Below are 19,533 nucleotides of genomic sequence, written 5' to 3' on the forward strand. Positions count from 1 at the left end.
GGCAGGTCCTTTCCTAGAACTCGGGAAACTCATGGGAACTCGGGAGGTCATGGAGGCCGGAGCGGTCCGGGCGCTCTCGGGCCCTCCGGGGACGGGATCCGGGCCGGAGGGCGGGTCGCCGGTCGTGGTCCTCATCTAGGCCGCCGTCTCCAGACGCCCGTCCTCGGCGGCCGCGGGAGCGGTCCGGCGCGGCGCGCGGGCCGGTGCCAGGGCCAGCGCGCACAGGCAGAGCAGGAAGGCGGTGGAGGCCGTGATCGACTCGGCGGGCGCGAGCCAGAGCACCGCCGTCACCGCGAGCGCCAGAGTCCAGCGGACGCGTTCGTCGTGGTGCACGAGCCGCGCGGCGAGCAGCGCGGGGGCCAGGCTCGCCGCGGCCAGGGCGACCGGCGCCCACACGAGCAGCGGGGTGGGGTCGGTCAGGCCCATCGCGCGGGCCAGGAACGCGGGCAGGGCCAGCGGCCACTCCCCGGGGCCGGCCTCGCCGGTCGCCATCACCCTCACGACCGCGCCGGCGGTGGCGGCGGTGGCACGGCCGGTCGAGCCGGACAGCGCCTCCGTCCCGTGCAGGCACAGCGCCACGGTGAGCAGCTGCACCCACAGCAGCCAGGTCCGGCGGCGCATCACGAGCTCGGCCAGGAGCGCCACCGCCACCAGCCCGGCGCCGGCCAGGGTCACCGCGGGCACGGGTACGGCGGGCGAGCGCCCGCCCGCCGCCACGGTGAGCACGACGATCACGAGGCCCTCGGCGGCGATCAGCGGCGGAAGCAGGGCGCGCGTCCACTCCCACCACGGCACGGCGGGCCGTGTCCGCGGACCCGGCACCGGGCGGGGCGCGCGCGGCGCCGGTACGGTGCGCCCGGGATGCGGTGCGGTGCGCCCCGCACCCGGGTCCGGTGCGGTGCGCCCCGCACCCGGGTCCGGTGCCGCGGGCCGCGCGTGCCGGGGCCGTGGCGCGGGGCCGCCGTCCGGGAAGGGGGATCCGTCCCGGAGCCGGGTGACCGTGGGCTGGGCGTCGACCGTCATCATCACCAGGGTCGGGACGTTGTCCGGTGAGAGGTCGGCGTCCGGCGGGAGTCCGGTGCCCGGTGCGCCGGCCGTCCGCAGCACCCGGAACAGCCCGGGGGCGATGACGGCGGCGACGATCACCTGGGCGGCGAGGGTGCCGAGGCCCACACCGGTGATGCCGTGCGCGCGGAAGAAGACGAACGACAGCCCCACGACCAGGACGCAGAGCAGCGCCTGGAACAGCAGCAGCGCCCGCACGCGGCTGCGGGCGCGCAGCACGCCCAGGTAGATCTCGATGAGGGCGTGCGGGATCGAGGCGAACGCGAGCAGCCTGAGCACGTCCGCCCCGTGTTCGGCGTAGGACTCCCCCCAGCCGAGCCGGAGGATGAGCGGGGCGGCCAGAGCCGTCACCGCCACCGCGGGGACCAGGAGCATCATGGTCCGCCGGAGGGCGAGCCTGCACCTGCCCGCGAGCGCCGCCGGGTCGCCGGCACCCTCGATGGTCAGGGAGATCGCCATGTTGAGGGCGAGCATGTCGAAGACGCCGACGAGGGTCACCGCCGCGCCGTAGTAACCCGCCATGCGCGCGTCCACGCCCCCGGACACCAGGGCGGGCACGAGGTAGACGCTGGCCAGGATGAGCAGCGTGCCGGGGAAGTCGCCGGCCAGGAAGCCGCCGATCCTGCGCATCGGGGGCGGCGGGCGGTGACCGCTGCGGGCGGCGGCCCGCGGCGCCAGCCTGGTGAAGATCGCGATGCTGATCGGCACGACGGTGAAGGCCACCGGGATCGTCCAGGCCAGGAAGATCCCCGAGCCGGGGAAGGACGGGGCCAGCACGATCAGCAGTCCGAGCTTCGCCACCCCGACGGCCACCCCGATCAGCGGCACCCAGGGCGCCTTGCCCAGCGCGGTGAGCACCACGTCCTGGAGCGTGAACACGCACCACAGGACGACGGCCAGCAGGAACCAGGCCGCGGGCGCGAGCCCGGACAGGCCGCCGAAGTTGGCGCCCCAGGACGGGAGCGTGGCGAGGAAGAGCCCCGTCGCGGCCGCAGCCGCGCCGCCGCCCACCAGGTAGGTGCAGCCGACCAGACGGCCCGTCGCCCGCCCGCCCTCGGGCAGGAACCGGGTGAGCGCGCCGACGAAGCCGAAGGCGGTGAGCGCCGCGAGCAGCCGCATGGCGGCGATCAGTGCGAAGCCGCGGCCGTAGTCGGCGTCGCCGTAGAAGCGTGCGGCGACCGTCCAGTAGGCCAGCCCGAGGGCGCCGGCCGCACCGGCGTTGACGATCAGCGAGTAGGCGTTGCGGAGCAGGGGGTCGTTCAGGTCCTTGGGGAGGCGGTCCCGCAGGGTGCCCAGCGATCCTCGCCGCCGCTTCGCGCCCTCCGTCCTCCCCGCCGGCGCACTCGTCTCAGTCACCGCCCATTACCTGTCCCGGCCCGCAGCAGGGCGCCGGTCCGGTGCAACCCGTAGCGGGTGCGCCGCACGAGCGCGTATCCCTTGGTGAGCGCCCGCTCGCGCAGGTAGAGCAGGGGCAGGCCCTGCCCGGTGATCACCTTGGCGAACTTCATCGGCGAGGTGTGCTCGGTGACGGTGAGCCGCGGCAGCGCCAGCAGTTCGTCGCCCTCGCAGAAGACGTCGTTGGCCACGGCGCACGCGGTCCAGTAGCCCGCTCTGCGGACCTCCCGGCGCACCCGGGCGCTGGAGTAGCCGTAGGGGTAGGCCATGGTGGCCACCGGGCGGTCGAGGTGGTCCTCCAGCAGGGCCTTGTTCCGGCGCAGCTCGTCACGGAGCTTCCGGCCGGGGAGCTGGTCGAGCTGCGGGTGGCTGTGGCTGTGCCCGCCGATCTCGATGCCGCAGGAGACCGCCTCCCGGATCTGGTTCCAGGCCAGGGTGGGGCCCAGCGGCCGTCCGGCGGACTCCGACCCGGCGTCCCGGATCCAGCCGGTGGTCACGAAGACCGTCGCGGGATAGCCGTACCGGGCGAGCAGCGGCAGCGCCTCGTCGTGGAAGTCGGCGTAACCGTCGTCGAAGGTGATCGCCACCGGCCTGTCCGGCAGCGGGCCGGTCCGGTTCACCCCGGCGACCAGGTCGGACATGGTCATCGGGGTGAAACCCTGCTCCCGGAGCATCTCCAGCTGCTCGGCGAAGCGCCGCGGCGAGACCGCGAGCGGCCGGGTCTCCTCGGTCGGCCGCTCGCTCACCGCGTGGTACATCAGGATCGGAACGCGTGTCATGATCGCCTCGACTTCAGACGTGTCGTGCCCACCACATAGCCCCAACCGGTCCAGGCCAGGCCGACGACGATGGCGAAGGCCCTGGCCAGGCCCGCCGGGTCGCCCCGGAACGCCGCGCCGATCCCGTGCAGCACTCCGGCGGGCAGGGTCCTGGTCGCGTACGCCCTCTCGCTGGAGAGACCGTCCCGGGTGCCGACGCTGGAGGCGACCAGGGCCTTGGACAGGCCCTCGGCGTAGCAGCGGGACCTGAAGTAGGCGAACCGCTCCCGCTGCGCCGAGACCTTGTGCCCGATCACCGCCGCCGGCTCGAACAGCATCACCGCTCCCGGGAACCGCTGGGAGAGGCGGATGCAGAACTCCGTCTCCTCGCAGCCGAGCGGGCGGCTCCTGCGGCCCTGCACGCTGCGGCCGATGCCGGTGTGGAAGCCGCCGGCCGCGCCCACGACCTCGCGGCGGAAGGCCGCGTTGCCGCCCATCACGTTGCGGATCGGCGCGCGGACCGTGGGCATGCCCACGTAGGTGCACCCCACGGTCCAGTCGAACTCCGGTGGGAACCAGCGCGGGCGACGGCCCGTCGCCCACAGCGGCCTGGTCGACCCGCCCACCCCCACGACGGCCGGGTCCTGGAAACCCTCCTCCAAAGCCTCCAGCCAGCCGGGCTCCGCCACCGCGTCGTCGTCCAGGTACGCCACGACGTCGCCCGAGGCGGTCGCCGCGCCGGTGTTCTTGCCACCGGACAGCCCCTGCTCGTGCGCGTTCTCGACCACGATCGCGCCGGGGTACTCCTGCTTCAGCCGCAGGTGCAGGTCCGGGTTGTGATCGACGACCAGGATGACCTCGTACGGCTTGCGCCGCTGCCGTTCGACCGATTCGACGGCCTCCCGGATGTCCTCCCAGCGGTCTTCCGTGTAGACGCAGATGACGACGCTGATCTTCATGGTCAGGCGGCGCCCTGGTCCGCGGCGGGGGTGGCGGTCCGCGGCTCGGGAACCCTGGCCGTGGAGCGGCCGCGCCACTCCCTGATGATCGTCCTGAGCACCCGGAGGCCGTCGCGGACCGCACGGAGGTTGCTCTCCCCGTGGATGCGGCAGCGCTCGTGGCTGGGCACCTCGTGGATCTTCAGCCCGGCCTTGGCCGCCCTGATGTTCATCAGGGTCTCCACCTCGAAGCCCGCGCAGTCCACGTTGAGGACGCCGAGGTGGCGGGCCCAGAAGGCGTTGTAGCCATAGCACAGGTCGCTGTACTGGGTCCCGTAGATCCTGTTCACCAGACCGGTCAGCGCCTTGTTGCCGAGCGTGCGGGTGAAGGTGAGGTCGTCGCTGCCGCCGCCGGAGGCGTAGCGCGAACCCTTGACGAAGTCGGCGCCGGCCACCAGCGCGCTCACGAACTGGATGATCTCCCGGCCGTCGGTGGACCCGTCGGCGTCGATCATCACGATGATGTCGCCGGTGCAGGCGGCGAAGCCCGCGGCCAGCGCGTCGCCCTTGCCCTTGCCGGTCTGGGTGACCACGCGGACGTTGGGCCGCAGCCTCTTGGCGACGGCGACGGTGTCGTCCACCGAGTTGCCGTCCACCAGGATGATCTCGTCGATCCACTGCGGCAGCGTGGCGAAGACGTGCGGGAGGTTCTCCGCCTCGTTCATCGCGGGCACGACGACGCTCACGGTGGGCGAGATGGCCATGTGGGGAGTGAGCGGGGTGAACCGCTCGAGGGGCGGGATGGAGCGGAGTGTGCCGCTCTGCTTGCCATTGGCTCTGATCGTTTCGTGGTTCATGATGACGGATGGTCCTTCCGCGCGCTCGGTTCCCGGCACGAGACGAGGACGAGCGCGACTGAGAGCGAGAGAGGTGTCACATCGGGAATCGAATGGCCGTGAAGGGAATGGTTACCGTGTCCGCGTTGACTGGTGCGAGCGGAAACGCGGTCGGAGGCGTGATTTTGCCTGCCCGTAGGCCTTGAGCAGGCGGTCGGCTGCCTTGAAGAGACGCGGGTCGTCCACGACGGCGGTGCGCAGCCGGCTCAGGGGGACCCTGCCCGCCCACTGCACGGCGGTGGTGGGGGATGGGCGCGCGACGCGGGCCTCGGCGACCATCAGGACGCCGGTCTTCAACCAGTCCTTGTACTCGCGGTCGCCCTTGCCCATGTCGATCTGGTGCAGGCCGGAGCGCGCGGCGTGCTCGGCCAGGTGCAGGTGGTGCATGATGCCGGGCGAGTAGGGGGCGTAGGCGGTGTCGTAGGCGGGGAACCAGCCGACGAGGGTCTGCGCGGTGCGCAGGCCGAAGTGACCGGCGACCGGGGTGTCCCCGGCGTAGACCATGGTCAGGACTCCGGCGAAGTCGTCGGACCGGGCGGCGTGCATCTCCTCGACGAGCCGGATGATCCAGGGCTGGGCGAAGCGGTCGACCCGGCCGGTCCGCTGGTACTGGTCGGACTTCCAGCGCAGGAGCGTGTGCAGCGCGCCGAGGTCCGCGGACTCCCAGTCGAACCTGACCTCGCCGTGCTCGCGGCCGAGTTTGCGTTCCTTGTACCGCACGGTCTTGTAGTTCTTCGGCGAGGCGGCGCGGATCTGCTCGACGTAGGCGTCGAACCCGGAGCCGAGGTCCATGACGGGGGCCGGGCGCACGTCCGTCTCGTACGGGGAGAACGTGGGCTGGCCCGCGACCAGGTAGTCGAAGTCGATGACCGAGAGCCTGCAGGCCCGGAGCAGTTCGCGCGCGTCCATCTTGAACTCCGGCGTCGCGATCACTCCGTGGCAGGTGACGAGGAAGCCGCCCAGCGGCCTGCCGACGCCGAAGGCGTGCCGCTCGTAGGGGAAGAAGCCCGTGACCGTGCCGCCGTCCTCGATGACCGCGACCCTGACGCGGTCGCGCAGCCGGCCCATGGCCAGCGTGAAGTCCACGGACAGGAACGGATTGTCGAGAGCCGGAGAGGCCTTCTGGATCTCACGCCACCGGTTGATCTCCGGCTCGCCGAGCTCCCCCGGACAGACAACAGTGATCTTCACCCTGACCTCGCCCCCTGTTCGGCCCGCAGGCCTCCGTCGCCCCGATACAGCGTGCGCAGCACCCACAAGAACGCTCCCACAACCGCGATCGTCGCCACTCCGGCACGTGGCGACCATGCGTCAAAAGAGAGCATGGCTATGGCAAGGAGCGTGTTAGTAGCGACACTTGCCGCTATTCCAGTCGTTATCACTCTGAGAGGGTTACGATCACGCAACACTCCGATCAGAGCGACGGCGGGAGTTAATAGAAGAAACAGAAGAACCAGGACAGAACGGAAGAAAACCTCGGTCCCGGTGAGTGCCAGGGCCGCTCCCGTCGCACATGCGAACGCGAGCGCCCCTCGGAGCGCCCTGCGGATGATCCGCATCTCCCGACTCCCGGACTGGTAGGGCGTGGCTGACCGCCACCCCATGTGACCAACCGTCCCTCAGGGTCGTCAATGGCGACGTTTGCCATAGGCCCATGGTTTACCCAATTGCTAAGGGATGTCGTGAAGTCGTTCAGCGTCCGGTCAGGAAATCAGGCGGCCTCCTGCTCCGGGCTCACGGAGGGCGTAGGGGTGGGCTCGGGAGCCTCGGTGGGATCGGGTGCGGGCTCGGAGTCCTCGGGGGCGGGGCCGTCCCAGGAGACGGCGCAGGCGGTGCCGCCCCCGGACGACCGGAACGCGACCCGCCCGGACCCGCTCTCCCCGGGGTCGGCGGCGGTCACCCAGATCATCGCCGAGGCACCGGCCCGGAGCCGCCCGCCGGCGGGGTGGACGACCAGTCCTCCCGAGGTGGTCGCCGACCACTCGACCGCGGCGCCCCGCGCCGTCAGCCGGATCCGCCCCGCCCCGGCGCCGATGCTCGACGGGCACGAGACGCTCAGCCGGGCGGACGGCCGGGGCGCGGGCGGGCGGGTGGTGCGCGGCCGGTCCGCCGCCGGGCGGGGTACGGCGGGGCGGGAGGCCGCGGGGCGGCCGGTGCGGGGACCCGGTGCGGTGCTGCGGGCGCTCTCCGCCGGTTCGGGTCCGGGCTCCTCCGCCGGGGGCTCCTCCAGACCGGGTCCGGGCTCCTCCGGCTCCGGCGCGGCGTCCGGCTCCGGCTCCGGCGGGGCGACGATCATCGCCGGTTCCGGGTCGGGTGCGGACTCCGCCCGGCCCGCAGGACTCCGTACGAGGTCCTGTCCGGTGACCACGATCACGCCCGCCGTCGCGGCCAGCACGCACACGGCCGCCGCGATCACCGGGGCCGCCCGCCCGGTCCGCTTCCTGCGGCGCGCGGCCCTCGGTACGGCGCGTCGTTCTCCGGTGACCGGGAAGCCGGTCCGGTCGAAGCGGTCCCCGGCGGCGACGACGGCGGCGCGGGTCCCGCTCTGCCCGGGGTCCACGCAGGTGGCGATCGTCCGGCGGCGCAGGGAGAGCGGCGGGAGGGCGGCGGGGAGCAGGTCCAGCAGCCGCCCGGCCGGGACGTGCCGGTCGCGCAGGCCGGCGCAGACCTCGCAGCGGGCGATGTGGGCCGACAGCCTCCTGCGCAGCGCCGGGGTGAGCGGCCCTTCCCACGAGTCGACCATCGCCGACAGGTCCGGGCAGTGCGCCCGGCCGATCCTGGCCAGCACGACCGCGGCGGCGGCGTTCTCCAGATGGTCGCGGGCCCGGCCGAGGCGGGTCGCGGCCTGCCGGGAGGTCAGGCCGAGCACCGCGCCGGCCTCGCCGGAGCTCAGGCCGTGCCGGAGGGAGAGCTCCAGCACCTCCCGCTCCTGTCCGCCCAGCTCCGCCAGCGTCTCCCGGACCAGCGCGGCCAGTTCGCGCTCCCCGGGGTCGTCGGGCTCGTCGACGACCGGCGAGGGCCCTGTGCCCCGTCCGCCGCGGGAGCCGGCGGCGCACCGGACCCGGACGAGCGCGTACAGCCAGGGGCGCAGCCGTCCGGCGTCCCGCAGCCGGTCCGCGCACCCGTGCGCGACGACCAGGGCGTCGTGCACGGCGTCGGCCGCCGCGTCGACGTCGCCCAGCAGCGAGAAGGCGTAGTCGCCGAGCCGTTCGGCGTAGGCGTCGAACAGCCGCGCGGGCGCCTGGGCGTCGGCGCGCCGGAGCGCCTCCGCGAGTCGTTGATCGTCGGTCCGGCCGACGGTCGGCCATCCGGGCACGGACATTTCCTCCCCGACGCAGACGGGCTCGTTCACGGGACGCGCCCGAGACCCCACGCGAGTGGGACGCCGCCTGTCCGGGAGGGGTTGTCCCGATATGCCGACCCGGCATGACCTGGGAGAACCGGGATGATCGGGAAGAATGTGACGGCCGGTGCCCGTGGGGCACCGGCCGTCGGAAGAGCGGGAAGATCAGCAGTGGGGGGAGCAGAGGCGGCGCTTCATGCCCTCCAGGAAGACCTTCCGGATCTCCAGGATGTCCTTGACGATGTAGGCGTCGCCGTTGGTCGCCTTGGCGATGGCGTCCATCTGCCGCTTGCCCTTGGGGGCGTCGGGGCCGAAGGCGATGATGAGGATGCTGACCGGCTTCTCCGGGTCGAACTCGTCCTTCAGGAGCTTCAGGAGTTCCTGGTTGCTCATCCCGCCGTCGGGGTCGTCGTTCCCGGCGCCGTCCGTCATGATGAGGATCGTGTTGATCTTGTCGCTCTTGTAGCCGTCCTTCATCATCCGGTAGGCGGCGGCGAGGGTGTCGTTGAGCCCGGTGTCACCGGTGGCCCTGGCCTGGACCCCGGCGAGCTTCTGGTTGATCAGGTTCCGGCGCAGCACGCCGTCCACGGTCTCGGTCAGCGGGCCGACCGAGACCGTCTCGCGGTAGTCCACCCCCTTGCCGTCGAGATGGGTGGAGAACTCCCACAACCCCATCTCGCTGCCGTTGGGGAACGGCTTCATGCCCTCGATGGCGATCCTGCTGATCGCCTGCATCCGGGTGAGCCCGGTGCCGGGGATGGGCAGCGCCATCGTGCCGGAGACGTCCAGGAGGGTGACCAGCCTGGTGCCGAGGTTGATCCGCGACCACGACTGGGACATGCTCGCCACGGTCTTGGGGTCGGGGGTCGGCAGCGCCTGCGGAGCCTCGGCCTGGAAGCCGTCCGCGTCGGAGATGGCCTTGCCGCCCTCGCCGTCCGGGGTGCGGAAGCCCTGGTCCTGGAGGGTCTTCTGGGCGGCGGGGGTGCCGAGCTCCTTGACGAACGCCTCGGCCGCCTTGCGGACGCCGGCGTCCTGGGCGGTGACCACCGCCGGGTAGTCGAGGTTGAAGGTGCCCTCGGCCGGATAGAGGGGGACGGCCGGGACCTCGGGCTTCTTGGTGTTGTTGAAGGCCCAGACGCCCTGCTCGGAGGAGACCCCCAGCGGGACGCGGCGGCCCTTGACGCCCAGGCTGGCCAGGAGCGCGCCCTGGTCCTTGACGGTCGAGGTGGACAGCGTCTTCATCGCGCCGACCAGCTGCTCGTCGCCGACGCCCGAGGCCGTGGCCACCCCGGCGGCGGCCAGCAGCGCGCCCAGCCCGGCGGAGTTGAGTGCGGGGTCCAGGGCGAGCACGCGGACCTTGCGGCCGGGGCCGTCCACGTTGGCCGCGTTCGTGGCGTTGATCATTCCGGTCCAGCTGGCGTCGCCGAAGCTCTTCTTCAGGTTCGGCACCACCGACCCGGAGGCCACCATGACGACGGGGGACTGGGCGACGGACACGGCGGGCTCGGGGACGGACGGGTTCTTCGCCCGGACGCCGGTCACCCAGAGGCTGGAGTCGGGGATCCACAGGTCCATCGCGCCGACCTTGCCGCCGCTCCCGCCCAGCCCGGAGGCCACGGTGGCCGAGGCGGCCTTGGCCACCTTGACGGAGGCGCACCCGCCGCCGTCCTCCCGGCCCGCCTTGTTGAAGCGCTCCGCGATCTGGGAGACCGCGAGATGGATGTCGGGCGAGACGGTGACCCGGAGACCGGTCGCGTCCTCCGCGCATCCCCCGTCACGGTTGACGATCACGAAGGCGGCGACTCCGAGCAGTACGGCGAAGGCCACCGATCCCGCGAGCGGGACCAGTACCTTCCCCCGCCCGCCCCGCCGCCGCCGGGACGCCTCGCGGGGGGAGGTGTAGCCGTCGTCGAGTTCATCCGTCCGGTGGCGTCCGCCCACGATGTCCTCTTCGGTGTCGATGTCCTGAAGCCAGCGGTCACCTTATCGGGAGGTAAACCGCAATATTCACGGAACTGTACTGGGAACACTTACTACGGCAAAACGCCCCTTTTAGTGTGGCTATTACTTCATGTGACGAAACAGGGACTCGCGGTGTGCAACGGTCGCGCGGCGTCCGGCCGGGGGCACGGACCGTCGCGACCTGGTGCCCACCCGGCAGCCGCCGGTGAGGGCGATGGCGCCGACCGGGCGGCCATCGGTGGCGCCGTCCGGCGGCTTCAGCGGTTGCGGAGGCGGCGGCGCGGCGACCTCAGTGGCCGCCGCGGCGGCGGTGCGGCGGCCTCAGTGGCAGCAGGAGTGCCCCTGCCAGGTCCGCAGTCCCTCTCGCACGGCCACCGCGGCCAGGCACACGGCCATCAGCGGGTCCGCCCACCACCAGCCGGCGCCGTTCAGCACCAGCCCGGCCAGCACGCCCGCGGCGAGCAGCCCGCACATGAGGTTCTGGGTGCCCTCGCCCGCGGTGGCCGTCGAGTGCAGCCGTGCGCCGAGCCGTCGTTTCGCCGCGCCCAGCAGCGGCATGCTCACCAGGCTGACCGCCGTCACCGCGATCCCGAGCGCGCTGGGCTCCGCCCGGTGCCCCGCGTCCAGGTCGTGCGCCACGTGCACCACGAGGTAGGGGGCGAGCAGCCAGAAGCTGACCGCCACCGCCCTGCGCGCCCGGTCCTCGGCGTCCGCCGAGTGCATCCGGGACCCGGTGAACCGCCAGACCACGATGAGGCTGGCGAGCGCCTCCACCAGGGACCAGACCCCCCAGCCGATCAGCGCGACCGAGTGGGCCCGCAGGCCCGCGGCGATGCCGAGCGCGCTCTCGGCGCCCAGCCAGGCGAGGGTGACCAGCGAGAGCGTGCGCGCCCGGCGGGCGTCGCGGAGCCAGCCGCCGTCGTGCGCCGGCCGTACCGGACCTGTCGCGGTCCGCTCCGCCCCCTGCTCGGCCACTGGCTCCCCTGTCCTCTCCCGGTGACGGCCCCTCCGTCCGTCACGGAACGTTACCTCATGGTGACCGTCCATCTCCGGCTCCGGGGAACGGGGGCCGGTCCGTAGGATCCCGGAAAGATCCACTCGACCCCGTGGGAGCCCCGTGCCGTTCACGCCCAGCCACGTCGCCGCCGTGCTGCCGCTCGTCTCCTCGGATCGGATCCGCCCGGATTCGATCCGCCCGGCCCCGGCCGAACCCTCCCGGGAGGCCTGACCGCGGGCCGTGGCAGGATTCGAAGGTGCACGACGCCCCGGATCCCCGCCTGACCGACTTCGCCCACCTGCGCGACGTCGAGCTCCGCAAGAGTCTGGAGGCCGAGCACGGCCTGTTCATCGCGGAGGGGGAGAAGGTCATCCGCCGCGCCGTGGCCGCCGGCTACCCGGTGCGCTCGGTACTGCTGACCCGCCGCTGGGTCGACTCCCTCGCCGACGTCCTCGCCGGCCTCGGCGACCGGGTCCACGTGGTGGACGACGACGTGATGGAGGAGATCACGGGGTTTCCCGTGCACCGGGGCGCGCTCGCCTCGATGGAACGGCGGGTCCTGCCCTCCGTGGCGGAGATCCTCGCCGGGCCGCCCCGCGGAGGCGGCCGGACCGCGGAGGCGGAGCCGGTGTGCACGCAGGCCGCAGCGGAGCCGGGCCGAGCGCAAGCTGCGGCGGAGCCGGGCCGAGCGGAGGCCGCGGCGGGGGAGGGCCGCGACGGCGGGGCCCGGACGACCGGGGAGCGGAGCGCTCCCGGCCGCGTCCTGGTCCTGGAGGACCTCGTGGACCACGGCAACGTCGGCGCCATCTTCCGGTGCGCCGCGGCCCTGGGCGTCGAGGCGGTGATCCTCTCGCCCCGCTGCGCCGACCCGCTCTACCGCAGGTCCGTCAAGGTCTCGATGGGCGCGGTCTTCGCGATCCCGTACGCGCGGATGGCCGACTGGTACGACGGCCTGGCGGAGCTGCGCGCGGCGGGCTTCCTGACGCTGGCGCTCACCCCCGACCAGGCCGCCGCGCCCCTGGACGGGGTGGAGATGCCGGAGCGGGTGGCGCTGCTGCTGGGATCGGAGGGCGACGGGCTCTCCTCCCGGTGGCTGCACGAGGCCGACCTGCCGGTGTGCATCCCGATGAGCCCGGCCGCGATGGGCCTGGGCGTCGACTCCCTCAACGTGGTGGCCGCCGCCGCCATCGCCTGCCACGGCCTGATGCGCCGGGACCGGTGAACCGGGAGCCCCGGCCCGGTCTCCTCATCGGGCGGGGGATCGGGGCGGCGTCCCCCCCCCTCGTTCCGTGAGGAGGACGTCAAAGGACGGTGGAGTCCAGGGCCGGCAGGTCCAGCAGGCCTCCCGGCGGGGCGGGCGGGGCGGGCTCCCCGCCGCCCGGCGGCGGGCCGTCCGGCACCGGGGCCTCCTCGATCAGCCTCTCGGCCCAGTCCAGCAGCCGCCCGGCGGTCTGGAAACGCCGCTTGGAGCGGGTCTCGCCCAGCAGCACGCCGACCAGCCGGTGGCCGTCGCGGTCGGCGGCGAAGGCCAGGCAGTAGCCGGCGGCGCCGGTGTAGCCGGTCTTGACGCCCAGCACTCCGGGTGTGCCGAGCAGTTCGTTGGTGTTGGTCCAGACGTGCCGGCGGTGTGCGGCGGTCCTGCGCACGACGTACCTCTCGGTGGAGGCGATGGCGGACAGCACCGGGTGGCGGAGCGCGAGGTCGCTCAGCCTCACCTGGTCGGCCGCGGTGGAGTGGCCGCCGCGCGGCCGGGGCAGCCCGTCGGCGTTGGTGTAGACGGTGTCGGCCAGTCCCAGGGAGCGGGCCGTGGCGTTCATCTTGGCGACGAACCTCTTCTGGCCCGGGCCGTAGACGCGGGCCAGCGCGTGGGTGGCGTCCGCCCCGGAGGGGAGCATCGCGCCGTGCAGCAGGTCCTTGACGGTCAGCCGCTCCCCGGCGCGCAGCGAGGCGTCGGTGGCGTCGTTCCGCCGGGCGTACGCCACGTCCCCGGCCTTGACCGTCACGAGATCGGTCAGCCGGGCCTCGCGCAGCACGACGTACGCCGTCATGATCTTGGCCAGGCTGGCGACCGGCATCCTCCGGGTCGCCTCCTTGCCGAAGTGGGCCGTTCCGGTGGTCGTGTCGACCAGGTAGGCGGCGCGGGCGGAGACGGCGGGGGCCGCCGGGACGGCCGGTCCGGTGAGGCCGGGCGGTCCGGTCAGGGACGCGGGTTCCGCCAGGATGACGCGTCCCGCCGGGGCCGCCGGGGCGGCCGGTCCGGCCAGGGCGGGCGGCCCGGTCGGTCCGGTCAGTCCGAACACGGTGACGCAGGCGGTCAGGAGGATTCCCCCGTTAGGCATGCGAGTCATCGTGGCAGAGCGCCTCGGAGCTCCGCGGGAGCCGCGCCTCCTCGGCGCGCCGGGCGGCCCTGCGGCGGCGCCACCGGAAGAGCAGGACGACCGCGGCGACCACCGCGGCGGCCACGGCGCCCGCCGCGAGGGGCGACTCCCCGGCCAGCCCCGCCCACCCCCAGATCACCGAGTACAGGCCGAAGGAGGTGACCGGTACCCAGGTCAGGCAGCCGAGTGCGCTGGCCACGACGTACCAGGGGTAGGAGACGCGCAGCACGCCCGCCACCCACGGCAGCGTGTGCCGCAGCACCGGGACCCAGAAGCAGCCGTAGACGGCGAGCGCGCCCCAGCGGCGCACCGCGTTCTCGGCCGCCCGCACGTGCTCGGGCCTGATCCTGCGCCCGACCCGGGAGGCGTACAGCCGCGGCCCGAGCGCGTGGCCGATCCAGTAGTAGGCCTGGAACGCGCCGAACAGGGCCGCCCCGCCCAGCACGACCCAGAGCCAGAGCGGCAGGCCGAAGACGGAGGCGGAGGTGGGATCGGGAAGGGCCGCCGAGAGGGGTCGCATCTGTGAACGTCACCGCCATGATCGTGGTGCCTGACCTTTTGAGGTCTTAGGTCAGGCTTACCTCACTTTAGACCTTGAAGGCCACTGCAAGCAGTCCGCAAGCAAGGATCAACTGCTCCGCCGTACACCTGGGGTGGAACGAAGGAGAGGTGCCTGTCATGAGCCCGCGGAGCAGCGTCGTACCGGTGGTCGCCAGCGGAACCGCGACCGTCCTGAGACTGCTGTCGGCCACGCTCGTCTTCGCCGCGCTCTACGCGGGGGCGGAGTCGCTGGGCGGCTCGGCCCGGGCCGAGGCCGCCGGACCGGAGCGGGTGCGGACGGTGACCCTCTCGGCGCAGGCGGGGAAGTCCGCCGCGGAGCGGGCGCCGGAGCCCGGCACGGTGGCCGTCGACGAGGTCCCCGGGGGCGGGCGCTGCGAGCGGACCTACCGGGTGCGGAGCCTGGTCGGCAACCCCGACCCCGGGGAGACCGTCTCGTACGGCTGGCGCCTGCAGCGCTGGAGCCCGGCGACCAGGACCTGGCGGACCTACCTCACCTCCGGCTCGGGCTTCACCGGCGCGAGCCGGACCGCCGAGTGGGAGCCCCGGATCGTCGGCAACCCCGGCCTGTACCGGGTGAAGCTCTCGGTCGACGGCGGTGCCACCCTGCGCAGCGAGAAGTTCATGGTCAGCTGCTGACCCGGCCGGGTCCGGTCCTTCTCAGCCGTTCAGGGAGCGCTGCGCCGCCTCGACCCAGCGGGGCACGCCGACCCGCTCGGCCACCTCCAGCGCCTTGGCGTAGTGGGACCGCGCCGCGTCGGTGAAACCCAGCCGGAGCGCGAGGTCGCCGAGCGTCAGCGCGACCGGCCAGAGCGCGACCACGCCGGTGCCCGCCCCCGCGATCCGCTCGGAGAACGGCTTCAGCGTGTCGTAGGCCTCGACCATCCGCTCCCGGTCGTCGAGCAGCATGCCCGCCAGCGCCCGCCAGATCAGCGCCAGCTCGTAGAGGAAGTCCGGCCGCACCGGCGTCTTCACCGCGATGACCGCGCGCGCGTCGCGCTCGTGCCCCGCGGATGCCAGCGCCACCGCGTAGGCGTCCAGCGTCCACTTGGCGCCGCGCTGGTGCGCCTCGGCCAGCGGCTCCACCATCTCCGCGGCCTGGCCGTTGACCAGCCGCAGGCAGAAGGTGGTGATCAGCGGCAGGTCCTGGCGGCCCTCCAGCATCCCGGCCCGGGCGGTCAGCCGAGCGGCGTCGCGGTAGGCCCGCTCCGCGCCGGGGAAGTCACCGGCGATCATCAGGCGCTGCCCGGCGTACCACGCGCCGACGGCGGCCGGCGCGGGCAGGCCGTACCGCCGGGCCAGCCGCTCGGCCGCCGCGACGTGCGCGTCGGCCTCGGCGAACGCGCCCGAGGCGGCCGAGCACTCCATCAGCACCAGGTGGGCCAGGGCCTGCACCGCGACCTGCCCGCTGGCCTCGCCGACCTGGAGCAGCTCCCGCCCGATGACCTCCCGCTCGCCGACCGGCGCGATGCCGTACGACTGGCGCAGGCGCCCGCTCAGCGCGGTCGCCAGCAGCGCCGGGTCGCCGGTCCGGCGGGCCAGTTCCTCGGCCTCCAGCGAGGCCTGCTCGCCCCGGGAGGTGGCCGAGCCCTCCAGCTCCAGCGCGACCGTGGCCAGCAGGCTGGCCCGCAGCGACTGCTCGGCGGCGGGCAGCTCCACCAGCGCCCGCTCGGCGACGTCCACGATCTCCCACGCGGTCCGGGTGAAGTCGCGCGCCATGCCCTTGTGCGGTACGGCCAGCGACGCGGCGACCCGGGCGGTGAGCTCCAGGTCGCCCAGCGGGCGGGCCGCCTCCATCGCCTCGCGCCGGTGGCGGCGGGCCGCCGCCATGTCCCCGCACAGGGCCAGCGCCCTGATCAGCCGCAGCGTCAGCAGCAGCCGCTCGCGGGCGGTCTCCGGGGTCTGGGTCACGCCGGAGCGGTCGAAGGCGGCGATGGCCTGCGCCCAGAGGGTGGCCGCCTCCCGGTGGGCGAAGCGGCGCTCGGCCTGCTCGGCCGCTAGTCCGGCGTAGTGCACCGCCTTGACCGCGGTCTCGGTGGTCCCGGCCGCGTCGTAGTGGTGCGCCAGCGCGGCCACGTCCCCGGGGCTCCTGCGCTCGATCACCGCGGCCACCGCGGCGTGCAGCCGGGAACGGCGCAGCCGCGAGGCGTCGGAGTAGAGCGTGTCGCGCATCAGGTCGTGGTCGAAGCGGAGCCGGCCGGGACCCGGCTCGGTGACCAGGCCCGCCAGCAGCGCGGCCTCCACGGCCTCGACGACCGCGTCCTCGTCGCCGGCCACGTCCACCAGCACGTCCACGTCGACGTCGCGGCCGATCACCGCGGCCTGCAGCAGGATCTGCTGGGCGGCGGCGGGCAGCCGGGAGATGCGCCGCCGCAGCACGTCGCGGACGCCGGACGGCACCCCGGAGATCACCTCGGCGGCCGTGGCGCGGTCGCTGACCGCCTCGGCGTCGAGCAGGCGCACGGTCTCGCGGACGAAGAAGGGGTTGCCGCGGGTCCGCTCCACGATGCTCTCGACGGCCTCCTCGTCCACCTCGCGTACGCAGGTCGCCCGGACCAGCTCCGCCACCGCCTTGGGGTCCAGCCCGGACAGGGCCACCCGGACCGGGCCGAGGCGGGCCAGCGCGGCCAGTACCTCGGCCTGCCGGTCGGTCAGCTCGCTGTCACGGCAGGTGACCACCAGCAGCACCCGGCTCCCGGCCAGCAGGCTCGGCAGCGCGCGCAGCAGCGCCAGCGTCTGGTCGTCGGCCCAGTGCAGGTCCTCCAGCGTGAGCAGGATCGGGGTGTCGCGCGCGATCGCGGCGATGTAGCCGCCCACCGCCCGGTGCAGCCGGAAACCGCCGGACGCCTGGTCGTCGTCGGGATCGGGGGCGGTGTCGTCCAGCAGCGGGGCGAGCAGCGGGGCGTACTCGCCGGGACCGGCCATGCCCACCAGGGTGCGCAGGATCTCCACCCAGGCCCAGCCGGGCGGGGTGGCGCTGCTGTCCGGGCAGGCGCCGGAGGCGGTGCCCCAGCCGTCGGCCGACAGCCGCGTGGTGAGCTGGCGGACCAGCGTGCTCTTGCCCGCGCCCGCGTCACCGCTGATCACCGCGACGGTGAAGCGGCCGGTCCTGGCCGCGGCCGCGGTCAGCCGCTCCAGCTCGGCGTCGCGGCCCACGAACGGCTCGGGCTCCAGCGGCGGCGGCTCGACCGGGGCCAGCGCGGCGGGCCGGGGCGGCCAGGTGTCGGCCGGGACCACCGGGCGCTGCCTGCCCTGCGGGACGGGCAGCTGCAGGCCGGGGTCCTGGGACAGGATGTCGGACTCCAGCTTGCGCAGCGCAGGGCCGGGGTCGATGCCCAGCTCGTCGGCGAGGATCGTGCGGGCCCTGCGCAGCGCGGCCAGCGCGTCGCCCTGCCGCCCGCACCGGTACAGGCCCAGGGCGAGCAGCCGCCAGCCCTCCTCGCGCAGGGGGTGCTCGGTGGTCAGCGCTTCCAGATCGGGCACCGCCTCCGAGGGCATGCCCAGGCGCAGGCCGCTGTCGGCGTGCCGCTCGCGGGCGACCAGCCGCAGCTCGGTCAGGCGGTTCACCTCCGCCTCGGCCCACGGCTGGTCGGCGAACTCGGAGTAGGGGGTGCCGCGCCACATGCCCAGGGCCTTCTCCAGCCGGACCCGGGCGGAGGCGGGGTCGTCGCCCTCCAACTGCTCCCCGGCGGCGCGGACCAGCGACTCGAAGCGGAGCGCGTCCACCTGGTCGGGGGCCACCCGCAGCGCGTAACCGGAGGCGACGGTCACCAGCAGCCGGTTGGGGCCGCCGCGCGGCCGGCCGGGCTCCAGGACCCGGCGCAGGCGGGAGATGTAGACCTGCAGGCCCGACTGCGCGCCCTTGGCGGCGTCGTCGTCCCACAGGTCGTACAGCAGGGTGTCGACCGGGACGACCTGGCCCCGGGCGACGAGGAGCCGGGCGAGCACGGCACGCTGCCGCAGCCCGCCGAGGTCGAGCCCGTCGTCACCCCCGTTGTCACCGGGGTACGCCTCGACCGGACCGAGAACCCGGAACGCCACCATGTCAGCAGTCACGCTATGCGTGCCTTCGAATCGCGCACAAGGTTTTTCCCCATCTGGCAGGTGCTGGCACCCCGGGGTGCCGGTGGGTCCTGCCGGGGCGGGGTCCGCGGGCACCCCCTAACGGCCGGCCGGCTCCTCGGCGGGCGCCGCCTGGGCGCCCTCGCGTCGGCGCAGGAGCGCCCACGCACCCAGGGCCAGACCTCCGAAGGGGATTTCGACAGTGTAGGTCCAGAACCCGAAAAGCAGTGCGGCGGCGGTCGCCGAATCGGCGGGCACCCCGAAGAAGACCAGCGCGCCGATTGTCCCGGCCTCCATGATCCCCGTCCCGCTCGGAGTGACCAGGGCGGTGGTCAGGACCCGGGACAGCGCGAAGGCGGCGATCGACTGGGCCAGGCCCGGATAGGCGCCCGTCGCGTGCAGGCAGCAGACCAGGACCAGCCACTGGAGACCGAGGAAGGAGACCATGCCCAGAGTCAGCCCGCGCCAGCGGGTCCGCACGACCGCGGAGGTGTCGGCGCGGAGCCGCTCCAGGGCGGCCGAGGCGGCGTGCTCGCCGGGGCGGACCGCCGGGGGCGCCAGCCGCATGAGGGCGTCGAGGGCGCGGCCGAGCAGAGCGGCGGCGCGGTCCCAGTAGAGCGCCGCCCCCGCGACGCAGACCAGCACCAGGATGGACAGGGCCCCGGCCCAGCCCGCCTGGACGACGGCGGGGCTGAGCGCCTTGCCGCTGGCCAGCAGCGCCAGGATGCCCACGGCGGGCAGCACGAACCGGAACAGCGTGTTCCAGACGCCGCTGGAGAGCGTGGAGACGACGACGGCGCGGGCCGGGAAGCCCCACCCCTTCGTCATGGCGAAGGTCAGCGCGACCCCGGCGGCGCCGCCGAAGGGCAGCAGGTTGCTCACCGCGCTGCCGCCCGCGTTCAGGGTGAGGGCCTGCAGGTGGGTCAGGCCGGGCAGGGAGGCGGTCAGCACGAACGTGTAGGCGAGCAGGCTGGCCAGCCAGAGGACGGCCATCAGCGCCACCGCCTGCCAGCTCAGCGCGGCGAAGCGGGCGCCGATCTCCGTCCAGGAGACGGTCTTGCCCGTCAGCGCCTGCACGATCTGCGGCAGGAAGACCACCAGCGCGGCGGCCAGGCCCAGCGACGCGACCGACAGGCCGATCTGGACCCATCTGTTCTTCATATGCCCTCCCGGAACAAGTG

At 73.8% G+C, this 19,533-nt stretch carries 14 protein-coding genes; 2 read left to right on the forward strand and 12 right to left on the reverse strand.

Features of this window, described 5'->3' with window-relative positions:
• Positions 1-135 precede the first annotated feature (135 nt).
• The 8 genes from IEZ07_RS05195 to IEZ07_RS05230 form a co-directional block, all read right to left on the reverse strand.
• Entirely contained in the window at positions 136-2,421 is a 2,286-nt protein-coding gene (locus tag IEZ07_RS05195; protein WP_191893712.1) for a lipopolysaccharide biosynthesis protein, read from the reverse strand.
• Complete coding sequence (locus IEZ07_RS05200) at positions 2,418-3,239, reverse strand: polysaccharide deacetylase family protein (RefSeq protein WP_191893713.1); 822 nt, start codon at positions 3,237-3,239, stop codon at positions 2,418-2,420. Before IEZ07_RS05200 ends, IEZ07_RS05195 begins: the two co-directional genes overlap by 4 nt.
• Positions 3,236-4,177 (reverse strand): glycosyltransferase family 2 protein, encoded by a 942-nt coding sequence (locus IEZ07_RS05205; protein ID WP_191893714.1) that lies wholly within the window; start codon positions 4,175-4,177, stop codon positions 3,236-3,238. The genes IEZ07_RS05200 and IEZ07_RS05205 overlap by 4 nt, the downstream gene beginning before the upstream one ends.
• A gap of 2 nt (positions 4,178-4,179) precedes the next feature.
• Entirely contained in the window at positions 4,180-5,013 is an 834-nt protein-coding gene (locus IEZ07_RS05210; RefSeq protein ID WP_191893715.1) for a glycosyltransferase family 2 protein, read from the reverse strand.
• 111 nt (positions 5,014-5,124) lie between these two features.
• Positions 5,125-6,243 carry a GNAT family N-acetyltransferase gene (locus IEZ07_RS05215; protein WP_191893716.1) on the reverse strand — a complete coding sequence of 373 codons (1,119 nt, stop codon included), beginning with the start codon at positions 6,241-6,243 and terminating at the stop codon, positions 5,125-5,127.
• A gap of 520 nt (positions 6,244-6,763) precedes the next feature.
• On the reverse strand, positions 6,764-8,368 hold the full coding sequence (locus IEZ07_RS05220) for a sigma factor-like helix-turn-helix DNA-binding protein (RefSeq protein ID WP_191893717.1): 1,605 nt from the start codon (positions 8,366-8,368) through the stop codon (positions 6,764-6,766).
• Between the two features lie 192 nt (positions 8,369-8,560).
• The gene (locus IEZ07_RS05225) at positions 8,561-10,336 is read right to left on the reverse strand and encodes a substrate-binding and VWA domain-containing protein (protein ID WP_191893718.1); all 1,776 of its coding nucleotides are present in this window, start codon (positions 10,334-10,336) and stop codon (positions 8,561-8,563) included.
• A gap of 342 nt (positions 10,337-10,678) precedes the next feature.
• Positions 10,679-11,332: a cation efflux transmembrane domain-containing protein gene (locus IEZ07_RS05230; protein WP_239319383.1), complete on the reverse strand. Its 654-nt coding sequence runs from the start codon at positions 11,330-11,332 to the stop codon at positions 10,679-10,681.
• A 278-nt stretch (positions 11,333-11,610) separates the two neighbouring features.
• On the opposite strand from IEZ07_RS05230, the gene IEZ07_RS05235 reads away from it, so the two are divergent.
• Positions 11,611-12,576, forward strand: a complete 966-nt coding sequence (locus tag IEZ07_RS05235; protein ID WP_191893720.1) for a TrmH family RNA methyltransferase — start codon at positions 11,611-11,613, stop codon at positions 12,574-12,576.
• Positions 12,577-12,655: 79 nt separating this feature from the next.
• On the opposite strand, the gene IEZ07_RS05240 is transcribed toward IEZ07_RS05235, so the two are convergent.
• Both IEZ07_RS05240 and IEZ07_RS05245 read right to left on the reverse strand, forming a co-directional pair.
• The gene (locus tag IEZ07_RS05240; protein WP_204054235.1) at positions 12,656-13,693 is read right to left on the reverse strand and encodes a D-alanyl-D-alanine carboxypeptidase family protein; all 1,038 of its coding nucleotides are present in this window, start codon (positions 13,691-13,693) and stop codon (positions 12,656-12,658) included.
• Positions 13,686-14,252, reverse strand: a complete 567-nt coding sequence (locus IEZ07_RS05245) for a DedA family protein (RefSeq protein WP_191893722.1) — start codon at positions 14,250-14,252, stop codon at positions 13,686-13,688. The genes IEZ07_RS05240 and IEZ07_RS05245 overlap by 8 nt, the downstream gene beginning before the upstream one ends.
• A 158-nt stretch (positions 14,253-14,410) precedes the next feature.
• On the opposite strand from IEZ07_RS05245, the gene IEZ07_RS05250 reads away from it, so the two are divergent.
• Positions 14,411-14,929 (forward strand): hypothetical protein, encoded by a 519-nt coding sequence (locus IEZ07_RS05250; RefSeq protein WP_191893723.1) that lies wholly within the window; start codon positions 14,411-14,413, stop codon positions 14,927-14,929.
• Positions 14,930-14,950: 21 nt separating this feature from the next.
• Here the strand turns inward: IEZ07_RS05250 and IEZ07_RS05255 are convergent, their stop codons facing one another.
• The gene (locus tag IEZ07_RS05255) at positions 14,951-18,346 is read right to left on the reverse strand and encodes an ATP-binding protein (protein WP_239319380.1); all 3,396 of its coding nucleotides are present in this window, start codon (positions 18,344-18,346) and stop codon (positions 14,951-14,953) included.
• A 105-nt stretch (positions 18,347-18,451) separates the two neighbouring features.
• The gene (locus tag IEZ07_RS05260; protein WP_068903407.1) at positions 18,452-19,513 is read right to left on the reverse strand and encodes a lysylphosphatidylglycerol synthase transmembrane domain-containing protein; all 1,062 of its coding nucleotides are present in this window, start codon (positions 19,511-19,513) and stop codon (positions 18,452-18,454) included.
• Positions 19,514-19,533 lie beyond the last annotated feature (20 nt).

The organism is Planomonospora parontospora (genome assembly GCA_014647935.1).
GTDB classification, from domain to species: Bacteria; Actinomycetota; Actinomycetes; order Streptosporangiales; family Streptosporangiaceae; genus Planomonospora; species Planomonospora parontospora.

Coding starts and splice junctions, on each gene's coding strand:
- IEZ07_RS05205 (WP_191893714.1), bottom strand. CDS start 4,177: ATGAAGATCAGCGTCGTCATCTGCGTCTACACGGAAGACCGCTGGGAG.
- IEZ07_RS05240 (WP_204054235.1), bottom strand. CDS start 13,693: ATGCCTAACGGGGGAATCCTCCTGACCGCCTGCGTCACCGTGTTCGGA.
- IEZ07_RS05250 (WP_191893723.1), top strand. CDS start 14,411: ATGAGCCCGCGGAGCAGCGTCGTACCGGTGGTCGCCAGCGGAACCGCG.
- IEZ07_RS05260 (WP_068903407.1), bottom strand. CDS start 19,513: ATGAAGAACAGATGGGTCCAGATCGGCCTGTCGGTCGCGTCGCTGGGC.
- IEZ07_RS05200 (WP_191893713.1), bottom strand. CDS start 3,239: ATGACACGCGTTCCGATCCTGATGTACCACGCGGTGAGCGAGCGGCCG.
- IEZ07_RS05245 (WP_191893722.1), bottom strand. CDS start 14,252: ATGCGACCCCTCTCGGCGGCCCTTCCCGATCCCACCTCCGCCTCCGTC.
- IEZ07_RS05210 (WP_191893715.1), bottom strand. CDS start 5,013: ATGAACCACGAAACGATCAGAGCCAATGGCAAGCAGAGCGGCACACTC.